We start from the raw sequence: 16,904 nt of genomic DNA, 5'->3' as shown, positions 1-16,904 counted from the left end.
GGCACATTAGGGGGTGTCGGCACGGGCGGGAGCGGCTCCCCGCCCAGGCCGGCGCCCGAACGGCGCCCAGGACCTCCGGAGCGGCTCCCGGACCTCCATGGACGCCAAGGACGCGCAAGCCCGGCCCTGACCAGGCCCGCGTCCCACGCGGGGACCGCCGTCGTCCCGCCCCCCGACAACGGGGGAGCGGCGGTCCCCGCGCACTACCTACTCACCCCGCGCACTGCGCACTCACCCCGCGCACTCACGCGCGGGAACCATCGACGTGCGGTGCCGGGGTCAGTCCTCCCAGCGGTCGCCGTCCTTGGCGGGCCTGTTGCGCCTGCGGAACAGATCGGGGTGGGTGCGGGCCGCCTGGACGACGTTGATGCCGACGATGCCGATCCAGGCGACGAGCAGACCGCGCAGGCCCGCCACACCGCCGCCGATGCCGGACAGCGGGATCGCCATGACCAGGGAGATGATGCCGAAGCCGAAGCGCTCGCCGAAGGAGTCCGTCGGCCTCGCCGACCGGGCCCCCCGGGCCGCCTCCATCTGCTGTTCGGCCAGCTGCCGGCGCAGCCGCCGCTCGACCGCCCCGTCGATGCGCTGGTCGACCTTCTCCATGAACGAGTCGACCAGCGCGGACTCGTACTCCTCGCCCAGCTCCCTGCGGGCTTGCAGGGTGGCGTTGAGTTCCTTCTTGAGCTCGGTGTCCCGCGCGTCCATTCCCGTCATGTCACCCACGGTAGGCAGCGGGGGCGAAGGGCGCACTGGGGTTAGCCCCCCTGTTCGTGCGGGGGCCCGCGGGGACGCCGGACGGGTCGTGGTCCGGGCCTCCCTTGCCCGGCTGTATAACGTCATGCAGAGTTCTTGATGAGTGAATAGCCCGGCTGTCCGGAGTGAGGGGTGTGTGGGCTCATGTCGGCTCGGACCATGGACGCACCCTGCTCCCCGCATGCCTACGCCGCCGGGGCCGCCCTCACCGGCCTGCGGGGCTTCTGCGCACCCGCCTCGCTCGGCCACGCTGTACTCTCCCGGGGCGTGGCGGCGCAGGCCGGCCTCGCCTCGCTCGCCGCGCGGCGGACACCGCGCGCGTGCGGCGCGTACCGTCTCGTCGGCGGCTGCGAACTCGTCGCCGCCGTACGGGCGTTGCACCGGCGCGACCCGAGGCCCGACCCTGAGCTTTTGGTGGGCCGGGCGCTCGCGGCGGCCGAGTCGGTGCTCGACGACGACCCGGCCGACCGTCCGCGCAGCGATGAGGTGACGGCGGCGGCAGCACTGCTGGACCGGTTCACGGAGATCTGGAGGGGGAGCGCGGCATGAGCGCGGACAGGAACACGAGCGGGACGGACGGTCCCGCCGCGCGGCTCCAGGCGCTCTTCGAGGGGCACCGGCTCACCCCGACCCAGCGGCGCATCGCGCACAGCATGGTGCGCCGGGCCGCCGACGTGCCCTTTCTGTCCAGCGTGGAGCTGGCCGAGCTGGCCGGGGTCAGCCAGCCCTCCGTGACCCGCTTCGCCGTGGCCCTCGGCTTCGACGGCTACCCGGCGCTGCGCAAGCACCTGAGGGAGGTCGCGCCCGTCGAGCAGGCCCCGGACACGGGTTCGTACAACGAGTACCAGCAAGCCGTCGAGGCGGAGATCGAGAATCTGCGGCATCTGGCCGAGCTGCTCGCCGACCCGTCCCCGGTGCAGCGGGCCGGACGTGTGCTCGCCGCCTCCCGCCCGTTGCCGGTGCTCGGCCTGCGTGCCGCGGCCTCCCAGGCGTACGGCTTCTCCTACTTCGCCGCCAAGGTCCACCCCGACGTACGGCTGCTGGACGAGGGCGGCACGATGGTCCACGACCGGATCGACGCCGCCGTCCGGGCCGGCGCGAGCGCCCTCCTCTGCTTCGCACTGCCCCGGCATCCGCGCGAGGTGGTCGACAGCCTGGCCTACGCCAAGGAGGCCGGGCTGACCGTGGTGACCGTGGCGGACTCGGCGTTCGCGCCCGTCGCCAAGGTCTCCGACCTGCTGCTGCCCGCCGCCGTCGGCACGGGCCTCGCTTTCGACACGGCCTGTGCGCCGATGCTGCTGGGCCGGGTCCTGCTGGAGGCCATGTGCGACGACCTGCCGGACGCGCAGGCGCGCCTGGAGGAGTTCGACGCTCGGGCGGCGACCCGGGGCCTGTTCGTCGAGTGAGCTCCGGGCGGGTTCTTAAGGCTCGTCTCACGTTGCCTGGCTAGCGTGCGTGCACAGCAGTCGGACAGACATGGGACGGGAGGCGGGACGTGGCACGCCAAGGTGGGCAGGGACTGGCTCGGGTGGCCGTCGTCGTACGGGCCGGGGCGACGCCATTGTGGTGGCTCGGGGTGTTCGCGGCGGGCGTCGGGACGCTGGTGCCGGGGCTGACGGGGCGCCGGATCGGCGTACTGGCCGGGGCGGCGCTGTTCATCATCGGGACGGCCGTCGTCGCCGGGCTGCGCCGCAAGCGGTACACCGCCCTGATCCGCTCGGCCGTCCGCGCCGGCAAGCACGATGTGCTCCAGGACCGCGCGGTGTCCGTCCGCAACTGGCGCCGGGGGCACCGGTGGTGGCTGGTGCTCGCGTTCGTCGCCGCGCTGGGCAGCGCGTTCGCCGTGCCCGCGGCGGCCGGGATGCTGCTCGCGGGGTGCGGGGCGGGGCTGCGGCTCAAGGCCGCGTGGCTCGGCCGGCGGGAGCTGGCGGAGAACGCCCTGCTGTGGGTGCGGGTCGACTGGCTCGACGGCCGGGGCGGGCGCCCGGCGGGCAGCGCCGTCAAGGCGTACCGCAGTACGGGCATCGCCGCGGGCGACGCGGCCCCGGGCGGGGCTCGCCGTCGCACCGCGGCGCTGGTGTAGCCGGGTGGGGTCGGATCTCGCGACGGGCGCGGATCAGATCTCCAGGTCCTCCTCGATCTTCTTCAACTGGTGCCGGGCCATGGCCAGGTTGGCACGCTTGGCGTCGAGCGCCAGATAGAGGAAGAGGCCGTTGCCGCCGCGCCCGGTGAGCAGCCGGATCAGGTGGTACTGGTCGGTCAGGGTGATGAGGATGTCCTCGATGCCGCTCTTGAGGCCGAGGTGCTCCATCGTGCGCATCTTGGCGCGGACGACATCGGTGTTGCCGGCGGCGGCGACATTGAGGTCGAAGGTCTTGCTGCCGCCCATGGTGCCCAGCGCCATCCCGCTGGTGTAGTCCACCAGGGCGACTCCGGTCGCGCCCTCGATGGAGGCGAGGCATTCCTTCAGCGTGGTCTCGGTGTTGGCCATGACGTCGTGTCTCCTCAACTGTCCGTAGTGGTACGCGCGGTGCCGGCATTACCGGCGTTGGTGGCAGTCGTGCGTGAGGCGCGCGCGGTCCTCGGGCGGGTGGTCAGGGGTTTGGCGGGCTCCTTGTCGGCGCTCTTGGCGGGGCTTGGCTGCACAAGCACCGCCTCGGCGTCGACGAGCTCGCCGATGCGGGCACCGGCGCGGCGGCCCTCCAGATGGAGCCGGCCGACGTTGACGCCGTCCTGGGCGAGCAGCGTCAGCACGGCGGTGCGTCCCGCGGCGTACGTCGCCACATAGCCGTCGGCGCCGCGCATGAGCAGTTCGCGGAAGTCGCCTCGGCCGGTCGCGTCCGTCATCCGCACCGCGACGCCGAGCGCCGCGGCGGTGAGGGCGGCCAGGCCGTCCGGCTCCACGCCCGGGGTGTCGTGGGCGAGGACGAGGCCGTCCCGGCCCGCCGCCAGTGCCCCGGTCAACTGGGGCACTCGGGCTCTGAGCCGGCGGAACTCGTCGAGCAGCGGGGCCTCGGCCGCCATCAGTTTTCTCCTCTCGGCGCGGGACCGCTGGGGCGGACGAGGCAGCCCCGCCGTCTCGCGGCCCTCGAAGGTCTTGCGGTCAAAGGGCCTCCAGCGCATCCCTGACCCTCTTCAGCAGCGCGATGTAGGGATCGGCGGCGTCGGGTGGTGGTCGGTCCTCGTCGGGCGGGGGCTGCGGGGAGACGAGCCCCGCCGCTGCCAGCCGCCTTATGTGCACCAGCGTGTGGAACGCCGGTCTGCCCAGCTCCCGTGCGATGTCCGCGGCCCGCCTCACGCCGTCCACCCGGGCCAGCACGGCGGCCTGCCGGGGCGGGACCGCCGGGGCGGCGACCGGGTCGGCACGGATCAGGGGTGCGGCGTCCGTCGCCGGGTCGGGCCAGATGCGGCGCAGCAGCGCACGCCGGCGCAGCGTCTCGCGCTCCAGGTCGGCGACCGGCACGGGGTGCACGGAGGCCAGCCAGTGCGCGGTGCCGTAGCGGAAGCGGCCGGGTGTGCTGCTCGGGGCGAGCGCGAAGTACGCGGCGTCGAACAGCGTGCTCACCTGGGCCAGCTCCAGCGCGCCCGCGGTCACGCCGTGGCCCAGCAGCCGGGTCTCGTCGGCGCTGTGCTCGGCGTCGTGCCAGGTCCTGGCGTCCAGGGCGCCGTGGGCCGTCAGGAGCGCGCCGAGGCCGGGGGCGAGGGGGCTTTCGGCGTGCACCACCCGGCCCTCGGCGAGATGGAGCGTGCCGTGCTCGCGGACCAGGACTCCGGTGGCCCGCTCGTCCGCGAGCCGGGTCAGCATCGGGGACAGCACGCCCCGGACCCGCTCGTGGGCCGCCGTGCTGTCCCGCACCGGCAGCGGGGGCGGCGGGGTGGTGTCGACGACGGTCATGCCAGCACCAGCCGTTCGGCCATCTCGCCCAGCCGGATGCGGGCCAGGGCGAGGTTGCCGTCCGAGCGGGCCAGCCACAGATACAGCACCACGCTGCTGTCGAACGTGGTCGGCACGAACCGCAGCACGTGATAGCTGTCCCGGTTGCTGAGGATCACGTCCTCGACGGGCGGATCCATGTCGTCGGCGTGGCCGCCGGGCCCGAACGCCTGCTGCTCGGCGGCCAGTCGGGCCAGTTCCGCCGTCTCCGCCGCAGCCACCTCATGGTCGCCGCCGGGAGGATCACCCACGGTGCCCAGGGCCAGCCCGCTGGTCCAGTCGACCAGCGCGGCGCCCCTCGCACCGGGCAGTCGCATCGTCTCCAGCAAGCACTCGTCGATTCCGGGCACCGTCGCTCCCCTCCCGCCTGGGGTCCGGCTGAGTGACCGCCAAACTACGCAACGTGTGTGCGCCGAGTGAGCGTTCGGGCATTTTCCAGTGGAACATGCGAGAAGTGACTAGGGTGGGTCGACTGGCCCTGTTTACCGCGGAGTTGACCACGGCTGCCCTGCGCGTGTCGTGCGGGTGCGTCAACGGCGCTTCGGCGCGGGCAAGGTGGTGAGCGAGGCCGCGTGCGCTCCGCCGGATTCGGCCACGATCTCGTCCAGTGACTGCGGCTCGCGCACGGTCGCGAACGCCATGCCACCGGACCCGTCCGGGGCGAAGCCGTAGATGCCGGGCCGGGCCAGGGAGTTGTACGCGTAGTGATGCGCGAAGTAGTACGCCCCCGTGTCCAGTGCCGCCGCGTGGTCCCCCTGCTCCAGCAGCGGCAGCGCGCACCCCTCGGCCAGCAGGTCGCCCGAGAAGCAGGCCGGACCGGCCACGTCCTGCACCACCGCCGGGCCCTCCTTCGGGCGCCCCTTGCTGTCGTACGCCGCGATCCGCAGCGGCCAGCTCCCCGGCGCGTATACCGTCCGCGTCGCCACCTGCACGCCCGCGTGCGTGACCGCCACCGGCCGGCCTCCCGCGCTCTTGGCGTACTCGACGCGCGCCACGACCGTCCCGTGCTTGGCCAGCAGCGACCGCCCGAACTCGGTCACCAGTCCGTAGCGCCCGCCGAACAGCCCGGGCACCGCCTCGCTCAGCAGCCGCGCGTACTGCGCGTACGTGGGCGTGGTGGCGTCCGACGCGAAGTTCACCGGCAGCCCGCCGCCGATGTCGAGCGTGTCGATCTGCCGGCGCCCGATCCGCCGGTTGATCTCCTCGGCGAGCGCATACGCCGCCGCGACCCCCTGGGTCATGAGCGACAGCGGAATCCCCTGGGATCCGGTGTGCGCGTGCAGCCGGGTCAGCCACGGGCGGTCCTGGTACGCCCGCACGACCCACTCCCGCGCCCCCTCGTCGCGCAGCGCCACACCGAACTTCGAGGTCGCCGTGGCGGTGGACGTCGCCTCGATCGCACCCCCGCCGACCTGCGGATTCACCCGCAGTCCGAGGGGCGAGCGACTGGCCGCGGACCTCATCAGGCCGTCGATGCGCGCCAGCTCCTGCGGATTGTCCGCGTTGACGGCGATGCCCAGCGCCAGCGCCTCGCGCAGCTCGGCCGGCGTCTTGGCGGGCGAGTCCAGCACCGTCAGCTCCGGGCGCACTCCCGCCGCCCGCGCCAGCGACAGCTCGCCCGGGCTCGCCACCTCCGCGCCGATACCCGCCTCGTGCAGCAGTCGCAGCACCGGGACCAGCGGGGTCGCCTTCACCGCGAAGGCGTGCAGCACGGGTGTGCCCGGTGCCACCACCGCCTCGAAGGCCGCCCGCAGCGCCGCCGCCGAGTCCCGGATACCGGTGACGTCGAGCAGGCCGACGATGGGGGAGCCGGGTCCGAGCAGCCCCTGCTCCACGGCGGCCCGCACCGCCTCGTCCCGCCGTGCCACCCGCTCGGCGTCGAGCGCCGCGGTCTCGATTCCGCTGCCCACCACATCCCCCGTCCTGCCGTAGTCCGAGCCCATGCATCCAGCCAAACATCCGTGACGCGCCCGCGCTGGCGCGTGAACGTATTGACTAGTTCTATTCATCAAGCCAGGATGTGAATATCAACCTCAACAGTTCGCAGTCACAGTCCGCTGGGAGGCACACCATGTCAGGACCCCGCCCCGTACGAGCCCCGCGCGGTACGGAACTGAGCGCCCTGGGATGGCAGCAGGAAGCCGCCCTGCGAATGCTCCAGAACAACCTCGACCCCGAGGTCGCCGAGCACCCCGACAAGCTCGTCGTCTACGGCGGCACCGGCAAGGCGGCCCGCGACTGGCGCTCCTTCGACGCCATGGTCCGCACGCTGCGGACGCTGAAGCAGGACGAGACCATGCTCGTCCAGTCCGGCCGCCCCGTCGGCGTCATGCAGACCCATGAGTGGGCCCCGCGCGTCCTGATCGCCAACTCCAACCTCGTCGGCGACTGGGCCAACTGGGAGGAGTTCCGCCGCCTGGAGGCCCTCGGCCTCACCATGTACGGCCAGATGACCGCCGGTTCCTGGATCTACATCGGCACCCAGGGCATCCTCCAGGGCACCTACGAGACCTTCGCCGCCGTCGCCGCGAAGAAGTTCGGCGGCACCCTCGCCGGGACGATCACCCTCACCGCCGGTCTCGGCGGCATGGGCGGCGCCCAGCCGCTCGCCGTGACCATGAACGACGGCGTCGCCCTCTGCATCGACTGCGCCCCGCGTGCCATCGAGCGCCGCATCGAGCACCGCTACCTGGATGTGAAGGCCGACTCGCTCGACCACGCCCTCCAGCTGGCCACCGAGGCCCGGGACGCCCGCCGCCCCCTCTCCATCGGTGTCCTCGGCAACGCCGCCGAGCTGGTCCCGCAGCTCCTCGCCATGGGCGCCCCCATCGACATCGTCACCGACCAGACCTCGGCGCACGACCCGCTGGCGTATCTGCCGCTGGGCATCGCCTTCGAGGACATGGCCGACGCCGCCGCCAAGGACCCGGCGGGCTTCACCGTCCGGGCCCGCGAGGCGATGGCCAAGCACGTCGAGGCCATGGTCGGCTTCATGGACGCCGGCGCCGAGGTCTTCGACTACGGCAACTCCATCCGTGGCGAGGCCCAGCTCGCCGGATACGACCGGGCGTTCGCCTTCCCCGGCTTCGTGCCGGCCTACATCCGCCCCCTGTTCTGCGAGGGCAAGGGCCCCTTCCGCTGGGCGGCCCTCTCGGGGGACCCGGCCGACATCGCCAAGACCGACAAGGCGATCCTGGACCTGTTCCCGCAGAACGAGTCCCTCGCCCGCTGGATCAAGATGGCCGGTGAGCGGGTGCACTTCCAGGGCCTGCCCGCGCGCATCTGCTGGCTCGGCTACGGCGAGCGGGACAAGGCGGGCGAGCGCTTCAACGACATGGTGGCGAGCGGAGAGCTCGCCGCGCCGCTGGCGATCGGGCGGGACCACCTGGACTGCGGTTCGGTGGCCTCCCCCTACCGCGAGACCGAGGCCATGCTCGACGGCTCGGACGCGATCGCCGACTGGCCGCTGCTGAACGCCATGGTGAACGTGGCTTCGGGAGCCTCCTGGGTGTCCCTCCACCACGGCGGCGGCGTCGGCATGGGGCGGTCCATCCACGCCGGGCAGGTGACGGTGGCCGACGGCACCAAGCTGGGCGGCGAGAAGATCCGGCGGGTCCTCACCAACGACCCGGGCATGGGCGTGATCCGGCATGTGGACGCCGGATACGACATCGCGGAGTCGGTCGCCGACGAGCGCGAGGTGCGTGTCCCGATGCGCGAGGGTGACCAGGCGTGACGCAGAACGACAGTGGGCAGACCGGTTCCGCCCCGCGGAACGACCGCCCACGGCCCGGCGGCGGCAACTCCTTCCACTCCATGTGGCGCGAGCTCCTCCCCATCGGCCGGCACCCCGACTCCCACGGCTACCGGCGCTTCGCCTGGACCGGAGCCGACTCCGACTGCCGGGCCTGGTTCAAGGACCAGGCCGAGGCGCGCGGGCTCACCTACGAGGTGGACCGCAACGGCAACCAGTGGGCCTGGCTCGGCGACCCCGCCGCCGGGGACGCGGTTGTCACGGGGTCCCACCTCGACTCCGTGCCGGACGGAGGCGCCTTCGACGGGCCCCTCGGCGTCGTGTCCTCCTTCGCAGCGCTCGACGAACTGCGCGGCCGGGGCGCCGAGTTCACCAAGCCCCTCGCCCTGGTCAACTTCGGTGACGAGGAGGGCGCCCGCTTCGGGCTCGCCTGCGTCGGGTCCCGGCTCACCGCCGGGCAGCTCACCGTGGCCGACGCCCACAAGCTGACCGACGGGGACGGGATCAGCCTGCCGCGGGCCATGGAGGCCGCCGGATACGACCCCGGCGCCATCGGCGCCGACCCGCAGCGGCTCGCCCGCATCGGCGCCTTCGTCGAGCTGCACGTCGAACAGGGCCGCGCGCTGGACCTGTCCGGCGACCGGGTCGGCATCGCCAGCGCCATCTGGCCGCACGGCCGGTGGCGGTTCGACTTCCGGGGCGAGGCCAACCACGCCGGGACCACCCGTCTCATGGACCGGCGCGACCCCATGCTGTCGTACGCCGAGACGGTGCTCGCAGCCCGCCGCGAGGCCGAACTCGCCGGGGCCGTCGCCACCTTCGGCAAGATCACCGTCGAGCCGAACGGCGTCAACGCCATCCCGTCCCTCGTGCGCGGCTGGCTCGACTCCCGTGCCGAGGACCAGGCCGCCCTGGACCGAGTGGTCGGCGGTGTCGAACGGGCCGCCCGAGAGTACGCGACCGCCCACGGCATCGACCTGGACGTCGTCCGTGAGTCCTTCACGCCCGTCGTCGAGTTCGACCACGCCCTGCGCGACGAACTCGCCCGCATCCTCGGCAAGCACACCGACCTCACCGTGCCCGTGCTGGGTACGGGCGCGGGACACGACGCCGGAATCCTCTCCGGGAGCATCCCGACCGCCATGCTGTTCGTGCGCAACCCCACGGGCGTCTCGCACTCCCCGGCCGAGTTCGCCGCCGAGGACGACTGCGTGGCCGGAGTGCTCGCCCTCGCCGACGTACTGGAAGGACTGGCCTGCACGTGACGCCCGCTGAGCAGACCCGTACGTACTGGCTGGAGCACGCCTGGCTCGACACCCACGTCGAGCCCGGTGTGGCCCTCGAGGTGCGGGACGGCCGCATCACCGCCCTCCGGGCGGAGGTCCTCGCCCCGCCGCCCGGCGCCGAGATCCTGCGCGGACTGACCCTCCCCGGCCTGGCGAACGCCCACAGCCACGCCTTCCACCGCGCCCTGCGCGGCACCGTCCAGGTCGGCTCCGGCACCTTCTGGACCTGGCGCGAGGTCATGTACTCCGTCGCCGACCGGCTGACCCCGGAGACCTACCACGCCCTCGCCCGGGCCGTGTACGCCGAGATGGCGCTCGCCGGTGTCACCGCCGTCGGCGAGTTCCACTACGTCCACCACGGGCCGGGCGGCGTCCCGTACGCCGACCCGAACGCCATGGGCGAGGCCCTCGTCACGGCAGCCGCCGAGGTCGGTGTCCGGATCACCCTCCTCGACACCGCCTACCTGTCCTCCGGCTTCGGACAGCCGCCCACCACCCATCAGCTCCGCTTCTCCGACGGCGACGCGGAGTCCTGGGCCGAACGCTGTTCAGTTCTCAAGGAACGGGATCACGCACGGATCGGGGCGGCCATCCACTCCGTACGGGCCGTGCCCGCCGACCAGTTGGCGACCGTGGCCCGCTGGGCCGAGGAGCGGGGCGCCCCGCTCCATGTGCATCTGTCCGAGCAGACCGCCGAGAACGACGCCTGCCACGAGGTGCACGGCTGCACCCCGACCCAGCTGCTCGCCCTGCACGGCGTGCTCGGGCCGCGCACGACCGGCGTCCACAACACCCACCTCACCGCCGAGGACATCTCCCTGATCGGCTCGAGCGGCACCGGCACCTGCATGTGCCCGACGACCGAGCGGGACCTGGCCGACGGCATCGGACCCGCCGTCGCCCTCCAGAACGAGGGCTCCCCGCTCTCCCTCGGCTCCGACAGCCACGCCGTGATCGACCTGCTCGAAGAGGCGCGCGCGATGGAGCTGAACGAGCGGCTGCGCACCCGCACCCGCGGTCACTGGACGGCGGCGGCCCTGCTGCGGGCGGCCTCGGCCGACGGCCACGCCGCCCTCGGCTGGGACGGCGCGGGCACCCTGGAACCCGGCGCGCTCGCCGACTTCACGACGATCGCGCTCGACTCGGTCAGGACGGCAGGGCCGCTTGCGCGGCTCGGGGCCGAGACGGCCGTATTCGCCGCGTCGGCAGCAGACGTGTCGCATACGGTCGTGGCAGGTCGGCACATCGTGCGGGACGGGGTGCACACCCTCGTGCCGGATGTGCCGAAGGCCCTCGCGGACGCCGTCGCAGCCCTGCGCGGATGACCCCGGACCGCCCACCCGCGCGGCCCGCCCCGGCCCCCGAACCCGACCCCACCGCCGACCAGGCAACCAAGGACGCCATGAGCAACGCGACGACCGTCAGCCCCGCCCACTCCGCGAGCACCGCAAGCACGCTCATCACCAACATCGCCAGCCTGGTCACCAACGACCCCTCCCTCGGATGGGGGTCCCCCCGCTCGAGCAAATTCGACAGTGAGGGACATTCCCCCCTCGGACTGATCCAGGACGCGGCCGTCGTCATCGAAGGCGACCGCGTCGCGTGGACCGGTGATCAAAGCAAAGCACCCGCCACTGACAATCGGATCGACGCCGGCGGCCGGGCGGTCGTCCCCGGCTTCGTGGACTCCCACTCCCACCTCGTCTTCGCCGGCGACCGCACCCAGGAGTTCAACGCCCGTATGTCGGGGCGGCCGTACAGCGCGGGCGGCATCCGCACGACCGTCGCCGCCACGCGCGCCGCGAGCGACGAGGACCTGGAGCGCAACCTCACCCACTACCTCGCCGAGGCGCTGCGCCAGGGCACCACCACCTTCGAGACCAAGTCCGGCTACGGCCTGACCGTCGAGGACGAGGCCCGGGCCCTGCGCATCGCCGCCGCCCACACCGACGAGGTCACCTACCTCGGCGCCCACATCGTGTCGCCGGACTTCGCCGAGGACCCGGCGGCCTACGTCTCTCTCGTCACCGGCGAGATGCTCGACGCCTGCGCCCCGTACGCCCGTTGGATCGACGTCTTCTGCGAGAAGGGCGCCTTCGACGGCGACCAGGCCCGCGCGATCCTGACGGCGGGCAAGGCGAAGGGCCTGCACCCGCGCGTCCACGCCAACCAGCTGACCTACGGTCCCGGCGTCCAGCTCGCCGTCGAACTCGACGCCGCCTCCGCCGACCACTGCACCCACCTGACGGACGAAGACGTGGACGCGCTCGCGAACAGCGCCACCGTCGCCACCCTCCTGCCCGGCGCCGAGTTCTCCACCCGCGCCGAGTGGCCGGACGCCCGCCGCCTGCTCGACGCGGGCGCGACCGTCGCCCTGTCCACCGACTGCAACCCGGGCTCGTCCTTCACCTCGTCCGTCCCGTTCTGCATCGCGCTCGCGGTACGGGACATGGGGATGACCCCGGACGAGGCGATCTGGTCGGCCACGGCGGGCGGCGCGGCGGCCCTGCGCCGCGACGACATCGGCCGCCTCACCCCGGGCGCCCGCGCCGACCTGCTCCTGCTCGACGCCCCGAGCCATGTGCATCTGGCGTACCGGCCGGGGGTGCCGCTGGTCCGTGAGGTCTGGTGGCGGGGCGTCCGCGTGGCCTGATCAGGAGGCGCCCGCCCGCCACCGCTGGCGCGCGTTGCCGTCCGCCCGCTCGAGTGACAGCCCGTCACCGGCCCCGCCCGCGGGCGTCACCGCCGTCTCCACGGCGATGGCGGGGCGGATCGCTCCGGCGCCGTCCACCAGGAACCTGAGGTTGTGCCCGTTGCGTCCATGGACGGAGTCGCACGTCCAGATCCCGACCCCCCGGTCCGTCGAACCCCGGCTGTCCAGGCAGTAGTCGGGGTCGGCGGCCGACTGGAGCACATCGCGCCCGGAGTCGACCCGCCAGCGCTGGCTCCGGGACGAACCACAGGGAGACGTGACCACGTCGGCGCCGTCGAAGAAGCCGCCGGCCACGTCCAGGCACAGCCCCGAGCCGACGTTCACGACTTGGGCGTACGAGCCGTCCGGTGGATGCGTCTCAGGCGGCTCGGGGGAGGACGGCGGCGGCTTCGGGCGTGCCGTCTTCGACGGGACCGGACGCTTCGTGGGGGTGGGGGAGGGCGACTTGGTGGACGGCGAGGGCGACGGGCTCGCCGACACCGTGGTCGTCACCGTCACCGCGACCGGCGGCACGCTCACCGGCGGGCTCACCGCGGCCGCCACCGGCTCCTGCGACGACGCCCCGCCCTGCGCGACCAGGAAGGCCGCCAGCGGCAGCAACGCCACCCCGAGCGCGGCCGACACCAGCACGACCCGCCGCCGGTCCGCCGGCCGCCCCCGCTCCGGCGCGCTCACCGCCGCCGAGGGGTCGACGTCGTCACCCGCGCCCGTCGCCCCGTATGCCGTCCCGCCCCACGGCAGCAGCCCTTCCAGGAGGGCCTCGCGCGGAGCGTCCCGCAGCGCCGTCAGCTCCTCGTACGCCGTGGTGCAGTGCGGGCAGCGCGTCATGTGGGCGTGCAGGTCGGCGCTGTCACGGGGGCCGTCCGGTCGTACCGACTCCTCGATGAGGCGGCCGAAGTCGGGGCAGTCGGGGTCGTCGGAACCGGCGAGCCGGGTGCGCAGACAGGCCCGGGCCAGCTGCTGGAGCGCCGGTGCGATGCCGTACGTCACGTCCTCGCGGGTGAGGCCGAGCAGTCCGGCGGTCCGTTCCGCCGGCTCCCGCTCCACGACCCCGTACCAGATCAGGCCCTGTGCGCGGCCCGGCAGGGTCTGGAAGGCGGTCAGCATGGGCGGGACCGGGCCGGAGGGGCCGGCGGTGTTCAGGATCAGCAGCAGGCCCGCGTCGAGGCCCGCGGCCCGTTCGTCCATGGCCCAGGCCCCGGCCGACCGGGCGGTCAGCAGCAGGAGCCGGTGCCGCCAGGGCAGTCCCGGGTCGACGCCGCGCGCGGTCTGCCGGGCCGCGAGCGTGAACGCCTGGGCCGCCAGCTGCCGGGCCATGGAGTGGTTCGGCGTGCACTGGCGGGCGTAGGCGAGGACGGCGGCGTGATGGCGGGCGCGCAGTTCGTGCAGTGCCTGGTAGGCGGTGGCCGTGTCGGCGCGGAGCAGTTCGGTCAGCCGTGCGTCGGACGCACTCGTGTGCGCCCCGGGGCCACGGTCCCCGCCGTCGTCGGCCCGAGCCATCCGCCTGCCTCCTTGCAGCCGTGCCGCCCGCTCGGAGTGGTGACTTACCGGCGGGTATGACGGCTCATAGTGGAGGAAGGGAAGCTCTGGGGAAAGGGTTTCTGTGGGTAACCCGTCCACGAGCTGCCCCGTACGCGGAAAGAGCCGCCCGGCGCACGGACAGAGCTGCCCGGCATGCCGAAAGCGCTGTGCCCGGTACCCGGCCGACGGATTCGGCGGGGTACCGGGCACAGCGCAGGTCAGCCGGAGAGGGTTCCTCCGTGACCGGTCGTCATTCCTCGACCGTCAGCCCCTTGCGGAGCCGGACCAGGGTTCGCGACAGCAGCCGCGACACATGCATCTGGGAGATGCCGAGTTCCTCGCCGATCTCCGACTGGGTCATGCCCGCGACGAATCTCAGGGAGAGGATCTTCCGGTCCCGGGGCGGCAGTTCGGCGATGAGCGGCTTCAAGGACTCGACGTACTCGATGCCTTCGATGCCATGGTCCTCGTAGCCGATCCGGTCGGCCAGCGCGCCCTCGGCGTCGTCCTCCTCGGGCTGGGCGTCCAGCGACGAGGCGGTGTACGCGTTCGACGCCGCCATGCCCTCGACGACCTCGTCCTTGGTCAGGCCGAGACGTTCGGCCAGTTCCGCGACCGTCGGGGCGCGGTCGAGCTTCTGGGCCAGCTCGTCACCGGCCTTGGCCAGGTCGAGCCGGAGTTCCTGGAGCCGACGCGGGACCCGCACCGACCATGACGTGTCACGGAAGAAGCGCTTGATCTCGCCGACGATGGTCGGCATCGCGAACGTCGGGAACTCCACGCCACGGCTGAGCTCGAAGCGGTCGATCGCCTTGATCAGGCCGATCGTGCCGACCTGGATGATGTCCTCCATCGGCTCGCTGCGCGAGCGGAAGCGGGAGGCGGCGAACTTGACCAGGGCGAGGTTGAGTTCGACGAGCGTGTTGCGAACGTACGAGTATTCGTGGGTCCCTTCCTCCAGCGACTCCAGCCGCTCGAAGAGGGTCTTCGACAGGGCCCGCGCGTCTACCGGTCCCACCTCGTCGTACGGGGGGATCTCCGGAAGCCCGGCGAGAACGTCGTCCTGACCGAAATCCTGACCGAGGTCGTGTTCGGAATGTACGTCGCTGCTCTGCTCGATGGGATCCAGATGTTCCGGTCGGGATGCCGACGTCGCGCTCTGGGTATGCGATGCGTCGAGCCGGGGTGACATGATGTCCTCCATCGTTCTCGGCATATGGCTGCCGAAGCCTGTACGTGCACTGCGGTGTGCGGCGCCTCCAAAGCCGGCCGAGTCGGTTACGTGTCTGTACTAGCCCTACCCGCTTTCAGCAGCCCACCGCAAGTGCGCTCTGTTCCGAAATGTCCGTTTCTGGGTGGATGTTCGGGTGTTGAAGGGCGGAGGGAGGGCGTAGTGTTCGACAGCGTCAGTCAGCAGCCACGACGTCGGGAGTGAGAGACGGCATGGACCGCGGCACGGTCGGCAGCGCACAGTCTGGCCGACTTCTGGTCGAGGTGCGGGAAGAGGGCTCCAGCGCAGTCGTGACTCCGGCGGGTGAGTTGGACCACCACACCGCCGATTTGTTGCGTGAGCCACTCGAGGACTGCCTCGACAAGGGCTTCAGTCGACTGGTCGTCGACTGCTCGCGGCTCGAGTTCTGTGACTCCACAGGGCTGAACGTGCTGCTCGGGGCGCGTTTGAAGGCGGAGGCCGCCGGTGGCGGGGTGCATCTCGCGGGCATGCTGCCCGCCGTTGCGCGTGTGTTCGAGATCACGGGGGCCGAAGCGGTCTTCACGGTCCACGACTCGCTCGACGCCGCCCTGGCCGACAAGTCCGACGGCTCGGGTTGACCCCTCCCGCCCGACGGTGCATCGGACGTCACATCATTCGTGCCGAATCCGGGGGTGTTCCCTCGGCGCGGTCGGGCAGGAGACATCCTGAACGTGTCGGCTGTGATGTCGGCCACCGGGGGTGGGGGCTGTGACCGACGAATCGGGCAAGGACTATGTACAGACGTACTGACTCTGCGTACTGATCTCTGAATGATGTGAACGTTGAACTGGTGAATCGGTGAGGTGAAGCGCTGATGAGCACCACCCGGCCTTTCTCGCCGGGCGACCGCGGCCCTGAGCCCAGCGGCGCTTCCGGGGCGTCCGGGGGGACCGAGTCGTCCGCCGAGCCGTCGGTGGGGCCACAGGCCCGTCGGCTGGACTTCGAGGGCCAGAGCGGGGTCGTTCCGCTCGCCCGTGACTTCGCCCGCCAGGCGCTGTACGCGTGGGGCTGGCTCCCCGCCGCCACCGCCGACCGGCGGGCCGCGGCCGAGGACGTCCTGCTCGTCGTCTCCGAGCTGGTCACCAACGCCTGCCTGCATGCCGAGGGGCCGGACGAGATGCTGATCGCCTGCGACAACAAGGTGATCCGTGTCGAGGTCGCCGACAAGGGCACGGGCCAGCCGGCCCCCCGCACCCCGCACCGCGCGGGTCGCCCCGGCGGTCACGGCATGTTCATCGTGCAGCGGCTGTGCCTGGACTGGGGCGTCGTACGGGCCCCGGGAGTCTCGGGCAAGACGGTGTGGGCGGAGCTGGGCGCACCGGCGTAGAGAGCTCCTGCGCACCGGCGTGGCGAGCTCCTGCGCGCCGCCGTGGAGCGCTTCCCCGCACCGGCCCGCAGCGCCGCCGCACACGGGGCGGGCGCACCGGCGAGGGCGCACCGGCACAGGCGGCCCGGCCGAAAACCGGTACCGCCCCGCTGACGTGCTGTCCTACCCTCGCCGCAACGCGCTGACGGAGACCAGTACCCCGGGGCCGCGAGCCGAGAGAGCCGCCGTTCGCTGCGAAGGCGGCCTCGCGCACCGGGCGAATCCACTCCCGAGTGCGGGGAGGAAATGCCCCGCCGGCCGGCCCCCGTCATCGGGCCCGAACGAGTCCGTCGTACGGCCACACGGGTGATGTACGACGGTG

General features: G+C 72.6%; 16 protein-coding genes and 1 pseudogene. 9 read left to right on the top strand and 8 right to left on the bottom strand.

Annotated elements, in window-relative coordinates; all coding sequences use genetic code 11:
• Nucleotides 1–279 precede the first annotated feature (279 nt).
• Nucleotides 280–717, bottom strand: coding sequence for a hypothetical protein (locus ACHBTE_RS22050; RefSeq protein ID WP_394725724.1), 438 nt, complete (start codon nt 715–717; stop codon nt 280–282).
• A gap of 225 nt (nt 718–942) precedes the next feature.
• Here ACHBTE_RS22050 and ACHBTE_RS22045 point away from each other — a divergent pair.
• From ACHBTE_RS22045 to ACHBTE_RS22035, 3 genes and pseudogenes are all read left to right on the top strand, one after another.
• Nucleotides 943–1,305: pseudogene (locus ACHBTE_RS22045) on the top strand (histidine ammonia-lyase); the annotation flags it as partial.
• Entirely contained in the window at nt 1,302–2,162 is an 861-nt protein-coding gene (locus ACHBTE_RS22040) for a MurR/RpiR family transcriptional regulator (RefSeq protein ID WP_394725723.1), read from the top strand. The pseudogene ACHBTE_RS22045 and the gene ACHBTE_RS22040, both read left to right, overlap by 4 nt.
• Before the next feature lie 89 nt (nt 2,163–2,251).
• Complete coding sequence (locus tag ACHBTE_RS22035) at nt 2,252–2,839, top strand: hypothetical protein (protein ID WP_394725722.1); 588 nt, start codon at nt 2,252–2,254, stop codon at nt 2,837–2,839.
• 33 nt (nt 2,840–2,872) lie between these two features.
• Here the strand turns inward: ACHBTE_RS22035 and ACHBTE_RS22030 are convergent, their stop codons facing one another.
• The 5 genes from ACHBTE_RS22030 to ACHBTE_RS22010 all read right to left on the bottom strand — a co-directional run bounded on the left by ACHBTE_RS22030 (nt 2,873) and on the right by ACHBTE_RS22010 (nt 6,633).
• Complete coding sequence (locus tag ACHBTE_RS22030) at nt 2,873–3,247, bottom strand: hypothetical protein (protein ID WP_394725721.1); 375 nt, start codon at nt 3,245–3,247, stop codon at nt 2,873–2,875.
• 14 nt (nt 3,248–3,261) lie between these two features.
• Nucleotides 3,262–3,780, bottom strand: a complete 519-nt coding sequence (locus ACHBTE_RS22025; RefSeq protein WP_394725720.1) for a roadblock/LC7 domain-containing protein — start codon at nt 3,778–3,780, stop codon at nt 3,262–3,264.
• A 79-nt stretch (nt 3,781–3,859) separates the two neighbouring features.
• The gene (locus tag ACHBTE_RS22020; protein ID WP_394725719.1) at nt 3,860–4,651 is read right to left on the bottom strand and encodes a transcriptional regulator; all 792 of its coding nucleotides are present in this window, start codon (nt 4,649–4,651) and stop codon (nt 3,860–3,862) included.
• Nucleotides 4,648–5,040 (bottom strand): hypothetical protein, encoded by a 393-nt coding sequence (locus ACHBTE_RS22015; RefSeq protein WP_394725718.1) that lies wholly within the window; start codon nt 5,038–5,040, stop codon nt 4,648–4,650. The genes ACHBTE_RS22020 and ACHBTE_RS22015 overlap by 4 nt, the downstream gene beginning before the upstream one ends.
• Before the next feature lie 180 nt (nt 5,041–5,220).
• The gene (locus tag ACHBTE_RS22010) at nt 5,221–6,633 is read right to left on the bottom strand and encodes a diaminopimelate decarboxylase (RefSeq protein WP_394725717.1); all 1,413 of its coding nucleotides are present in this window, start codon (nt 6,631–6,633) and stop codon (nt 5,221–5,223) included.
• Nucleotides 6,634–6,761: 128 nt separating this feature from the next.
• Here ACHBTE_RS22010 and hutU point away from each other — a divergent pair, with 128 nt between their 5' ends.
• From hutU to hutI, 4 genes are all read left to right on the top strand, one after another.
• Complete coding sequence (gene hutU / locus ACHBTE_RS22005) at nt 6,762–8,426, top strand: urocanate hydratase (RefSeq protein ID WP_394725716.1); 1,665 nt, start codon at nt 6,762–6,764, stop codon at nt 8,424–8,426.
• An 80-nt stretch (nt 8,427–8,506) separates the two neighbouring features.
• Nucleotides 8,507–9,709 carry an allantoate amidohydrolase gene (locus ACHBTE_RS22000; protein WP_394725812.1) on the top strand — a complete coding sequence of 401 codons (1,203 nt, stop codon included), beginning with the start codon at nt 8,507–8,509 and terminating at the stop codon, nt 9,707–9,709.
• Complete coding sequence (locus tag ACHBTE_RS21995) at nt 9,700–11,055, top strand: formimidoylglutamate deiminase (protein WP_394725811.1); 1,356 nt, start codon at nt 9,700–9,702, stop codon at nt 11,053–11,055. The genes ACHBTE_RS22000 and ACHBTE_RS21995 overlap by 10 nt, the downstream gene beginning before the upstream one ends.
• A complete protein-coding gene (hutI, locus tag ACHBTE_RS21990) occupies nt 11,052–12,383 on the top strand; it encodes an imidazolonepropionase (RefSeq protein ID WP_394725715.1) in 1,332 nt (443 codons plus the stop codon). Before ACHBTE_RS21995 ends, hutI begins: the two co-directional genes overlap by 4 nt.
• On the opposite strand, the gene ACHBTE_RS21985 is transcribed toward hutI, so the two are convergent.
• Both ACHBTE_RS21985 and ACHBTE_RS21980 read right to left on the bottom strand, forming a co-directional pair.
• On the bottom strand, nt 12,384–13,943 hold the full coding sequence (locus ACHBTE_RS21985; protein WP_394725714.1) for a ricin-type beta-trefoil lectin domain protein: 1,560 nt from the start codon (nt 13,941–13,943) through the stop codon (nt 12,384–12,386).
• Between the two features lie 271 nt (nt 13,944–14,214).
• Nucleotides 14,215–15,168, bottom strand: a complete 954-nt coding sequence (locus ACHBTE_RS21980; RefSeq protein ID WP_394725713.1) for an RNA polymerase sigma factor SigF — start codon at nt 15,166–15,168, stop codon at nt 14,215–14,217.
• A gap of 239 nt (nt 15,169–15,407) precedes the next feature.
• Between ACHBTE_RS21980 and ACHBTE_RS21975 the strand changes: the two genes are divergently transcribed.
• Complete coding sequence (locus ACHBTE_RS21975; protein ID WP_394725712.1) at nt 15,408–15,794, top strand: STAS domain-containing protein; 387 nt, start codon at nt 15,408–15,410, stop codon at nt 15,792–15,794.
• A gap of 236 nt (nt 15,795–16,030) precedes the next feature.
• Complete coding sequence (locus ACHBTE_RS21970; protein ID WP_394725711.1) at nt 16,031–16,543, top strand: ATP-binding protein; 513 nt, start codon at nt 16,031–16,033, stop codon at nt 16,541–16,543.
• Nucleotides 16,544–16,904: the final 361 nt, after the last annotated feature.

It is taken from the genome of Streptomyces sp. M41 (genome assembly GCF_043673425.1).
In the GTDB taxonomy this organism is placed as follows: domain Bacteria; phylum Actinomycetota; class Actinomycetes; order Streptomycetales; family Streptomycetaceae; genus Streptomyces.
The sequence above is the reverse complement of the archived record's forward strand: the minus strand, read 5'-3'. Positions and strand labels throughout refer to the sequence as shown.

Coding starts and splice junctions, on each gene's coding strand:
- ACHBTE_RS22020 (WP_394725719.1), bottom strand. CDS start 4,651: ATGACCGTCGTCGACACCACCCCGCCGCCCCCGCTGCCGGTGCGGGAC.
- ACHBTE_RS22025 (WP_394725720.1), bottom strand. CDS start 3,780: ATGGCGGCCGAGGCCCCGCTGCTCGACGAGTTCCGCCGGCTCAGAGCC.
- ACHBTE_RS22010 (WP_394725717.1), bottom strand. CDS start 6,633: ATGGGCTCGGACTACGGCAGGACGGGGGATGTGGTGGGCAGCGGAATC.
- ACHBTE_RS21975 (WP_394725712.1), top strand. CDS start 15,408: ATGGACCGCGGCACGGTCGGCAGCGCACAGTCTGGCCGACTTCTGGTC.
- hutI (WP_394725715.1), top strand. CDS start 11,052: ATGACCCCGGACCGCCCACCCGCGCGGCCCGCCCCGGCCCCCGAACCC.
- ACHBTE_RS21985 (WP_394725714.1), bottom strand. CDS start 13,943: ATGGCTCGGGCCGACGACGGCGGGGACCGTGGCCCCGGGGCGCACACG.
- ACHBTE_RS22030 (WP_394725721.1), bottom strand. CDS start 3,247: ATGGCCAACACCGAGACCACGCTGAAGGAATGCCTCGCCTCCATCGAG.
- ACHBTE_RS22040 (WP_394725723.1), top strand. CDS start 1,302: ATGAGCGCGGACAGGAACACGAGCGGGACGGACGGTCCCGCCGCGCGG.
- ACHBTE_RS22050 (WP_394725724.1), bottom strand. CDS start 717: ATGACGGGAATGGACGCGCGGGACACCGAGCTCAAGAAGGAACTCAAC.
- ACHBTE_RS21970 (WP_394725711.1), top strand. CDS start 16,031: ATGAGCACCACCCGGCCTTTCTCGCCGGGCGACCGCGGCCCTGAGCCC.
- ACHBTE_RS22000 (WP_394725812.1), top strand. CDS start 8,507: ATGTGGCGCGAGCTCCTCCCCATCGGCCGGCACCCCGACTCCCACGGC.
- ACHBTE_RS21980 (WP_394725713.1), bottom strand. CDS start 15,168: ATGGAGGACATCATGTCACCCCGGCTCGACGCATCGCATACCCAGAGC.
- hutU (WP_394725716.1), top strand. CDS start 6,762: ATGTCAGGACCCCGCCCCGTACGAGCCCCGCGCGGTACGGAACTGAGC.